6 protein-coding genes are annotated in these 3,259 nt (G+C 55.8%); all 6 read right to left on the bottom strand.

The features are described from left to right. Positions 1-951 (bottom strand): hypothetical protein (locus AC0TOF_RS00060; RefSeq protein WP_473766726.1); only part of this gene is annotated, 951 nt, incomplete at its 3' end. Continuing rightward, complete coding sequence (locus AC0TOF_RS00065; RefSeq protein WP_473766727.1) at positions 941-1,132, bottom strand: hypothetical protein; 192 nt, start codon at positions 1,130-1,132, stop codon at positions 941-943. The genes AC0TOF_RS00060 and AC0TOF_RS00065, both read right to left, overlap by 11 nt. After that, a complete protein-coding gene (locus AC0TOF_RS00070) occupies positions 1,129-1,800 on the bottom strand; it encodes a hypothetical protein (protein WP_473766728.1) in 672 nt (223 codons plus the stop codon). The genes AC0TOF_RS00065 and AC0TOF_RS00070 overlap by 4 nt, the downstream gene beginning before the upstream one ends. Further along, on the bottom strand, positions 1,797-2,597 hold the full coding sequence (locus AC0TOF_RS00075; RefSeq protein WP_473766729.1) for a hypothetical protein: 801 nt from the start codon (positions 2,595-2,597) through the stop codon (positions 1,797-1,799). Before AC0TOF_RS00075 ends, AC0TOF_RS00070 begins: the two co-directional genes overlap by 4 nt. After that, the gene (locus tag AC0TOF_RS00080) at positions 2,594-2,968 is read right to left on the bottom strand and encodes a hypothetical protein (protein ID WP_473766730.1); all 375 of its coding nucleotides are present in this window, start codon (positions 2,966-2,968) and stop codon (positions 2,594-2,596) included. Before AC0TOF_RS00080 ends, AC0TOF_RS00075 begins: the two co-directional genes overlap by 4 nt. Then, positions 2,965-3,243, bottom strand: a complete 279-nt coding sequence (locus AC0TOF_RS00085) for a hypothetical protein (protein WP_473766731.1) — start codon at positions 3,241-3,243, stop codon at positions 2,965-2,967. Before AC0TOF_RS00085 ends, AC0TOF_RS00080 begins: the two co-directional genes overlap by 4 nt. Positions 3,244-3,259: the final 16 nt, after the last annotated feature.

The raw sequence follows: 3,259 nt of genomic DNA on the forward strand, positions 1-3,259 counted from the left end.
AGGCTCACGGGTTCCCATGTTGAACATAAGCCCGTGTTCATCTGGAATGCGGGTGAAGGAGCCTTCCGGTCCGTCAGCAGTCTTGATCGCCGCAAACGGCTCCAGCGCCTTTTCAGCAGCCGCGAGCTTGGCTTCGAGGGCTTCGATCTGCGCTGTTTTGTGATTGCACAAGTCGATTGTGCCTTCATGGCACCGATCCAACTCCTTAATCCGCGCTGCCTGCGCCGCGTTGTCGGCTTCAAGACGCTGAACACGTTCGGCCTCAATCGCCGCCTTCTCCATCCATATGCGTTTGTCTGCCCGTTCCGCCGCCAATAGCTCCGCAGCCTGCGAGCGGGTGACGAGTTCTCGCACTGGGCATCCCAAAGCGGCGTCCAAGTCTAAAATAAAATGGCTGACCCAGTTTTCCACGTCGGAACCGCCGATGTTGCGCTGCCAAGCCACCGTCACCAGTCCCGTATCCGCAGCGGCAGGCACTGGAGATTTGATACGCTCATCATCAAACGGCAGTACGACAGGCCCACGCAATGATAGAGGCGTTTCGCTGTAGCGTTTGACGGCCTCCGCACAGCTACTTTCAAGATACTGAGCAAAACTATCACCTACAGCGGCAGGTGCGTTGCCGTCAGTATCCGGTGCGATCTTGTCATCAACGGGATTTGATGCGAGCGGGTTGGCTTCAACAGGCGCGGGGCGAGCGGACGAAGCAAAAGCAGCGTCTAGCTTTTTCACGACAATATCGGGTGTATCGGATGCGCGAATATCAGCATCGTTCACCAGACTGCTCGGAATAACGGGGATGCGGCGACAGGCAGCGTTGTGGGCGTCCATGAGTGCAAGCCGGTCATCCATAGTAACCGGGCGGCTGAAATGAATTTGCAGCGTGTGCCCATCCGTTCCGGTAGACATAGACAGCATGTCGGTCAGAAATGGTTTCAGTTCACTCGGCATGACGGTCGCCTCCTGATGGGCTAAGGCGGAATTTGTCGTAGGCTTTGGAAAGCTTTTCGGAAACCTGATTAGCCAGTTCGTTGCCTTCCTCATTGGGCAGGAATGACATGCCGAAGCCGTTCATCAGCTCCCAGAGCTCGGCCTTAGTAAATGTGACTTTGACGGTCGCGGGCTTGCTCATGCTGCCAAGTCCCCGTATTTCTGGGCCATGACGAAATCACCCCACTGACGGGCGATTGCTGCGGCGTGACCTGGCGTGAACTTGGATCGGGCCATACGTCGTTCTTCCGGGTCCGAGGTCGGAGCCATCTTGAACACTTCGTCACGGGCTGTGGAACCGTCGAGTGTGCCGGTTCTGCGAAGCTTCGGAAGACCGCCCTTCGTCCACCAGCATGTGGCCTTCTTCACATTATCCGGGCCGTTTTCATCCGTTCCAAACCACCACGGCTGCACGGTCTGATTTGGCTTGCCAATCATAAGTTGCGCGTAGCCGAGCATGACAGGGTTTTCCCACGCGGCGAATTTCACCGGGCAAGTCTGCATGTGGTGCCAGAATGCCCACGCATCCCGGCCCATATTCAGCCAGCGGTCTTCGTTCAGACCGCCGTTCTTGCTCATGTTCAGATAGATGTGCTTGGCCCCGGAATTGGCCATGAAGGTGCAAGTCCGATGGAAGATGGCCAAATCCCATCCATCATTTTCCACGTCTGCCCAGTCACCCTGATAATGAGGCCCGGGAACGGCGGTAGGTGAGAAATCGCACGACATGGCGTTGTGACCGAGAGCGAGGAACGCGTCACGGATCGTGCCGGAATATTCACCGCCGATGAGAACATTCAACTTGCTCATTCCGCGCCCTCCGATGGTGCAGAGGGGAGACGACGCCAGCGGGTGAGGCGAAGCACGTCATCTGCGGCGGTCAGGTCTTCTGCATCGATTACAACGCCGTCTGCCCGGTAGACCTCTCCGAATTCGTCTGTGAAGCCTGCGCCATCTTCATGCACATAGCAGACGAACGGACCGTCAAAAGCCTTCACTGTCACGACTGCTGCCGGATCATTCCAAGCAATTCGCTCGATTTCGCCTGTTGCCACAGCAAGGAAGCGACCTTTCTTCGGAAGGATTGGATGCGTCATCGGCAACCACCCATCCCCCTCGACCTTACCGGCGTCGGCATGGTCCGGGATAATGGAGGACGTTTCGCTGTCAATAACGACGCGTTCTCCACGCTGCTGGAGCATCATCGCAAGGTTTGCAATGTCAACCGGATCGCCTTTCCAGATGTGCTGAATGAGCAAATAGGATAGGTATTCCGCAGAACATTCATCCTTATTTTCCCAACCGCCACGGCCTTCTGCGCGCTTTTTGGCGAGCTTTTCTTTCATTGCAACGGCAAAGCGATCAACTGCAACGTCATCAGCGTGCGCTTCCTCCAACGCCAGCTCACGCGCTGCGGATGGCTCAAGCGCGGAGAGGTCTGAAATCCATTGAGCAATGAATTCAAAACACCTGACAGCTTCGTGATAATCGGCGCAATTGGCGAGTGACCCAGCTTCACAGGTGAAATCGTAATGATCCACAAGACGTTGTAAAAAGGCTCGACCGTTTTCGATTGCACCATTTGGAATTTCAACTGAGGAGTTCATAGCTTTTCTCCCGCATTGCGAAACACGGCTTCAATGTTCCCGCGCACTTTCCCGAAATCTCGGCATAGTTCGCCGTCTCGTGACCGGGCGCTTGAACTGAGGCGATTGAAGGCAAAGGCCAGAGCCGTGTAGGCTTCTCGAAGCGCCTTGAATGCAGGATCGTGAGCGTTCACAGCCTTTACGATCAGGGCCGCGTCTTTCTCGCGGTTGTCGTAATTGGCCTGATAATCTTCTTCGTCCAGCAAGGTCGTCGCCACAAGCTGGTTTTCAGGGCCGAGGACAAGCGTGTCATCTGGAAGAGCTACCTTCCACGGGCGACGGGTTGCACTGGTCACGGCTTCTTCCGGTAGGGTGGTCATGGGCGCGGTCATTGGACGATCCTTTCCGCCTCAGCGAAAACACGCGATGCCTGATCGATGCTGCGAGAAAAGACATTCGCGGCAAGCTGCTTGACTGTGGCATGGTGTTCTGTCGGCGCGTTGGCCAACATCTGGGCGACAATTGACGTGGCCATTCCACCAACGATGATTGTGATTGCATCGTCGTAGGTCATTGACTTTGGTGCTTTGGCTGCAAGCTTCTCGAAAGCATCGCCAGCCAAGGATGCGGCTTCGTTCAACAGTTCAACTTTCTGATTGACGTTCATGCTCGCGTCCTCGCGG

Source organism: Ochrobactrum sp. PL_is501, from assembly GCF_055816895.1.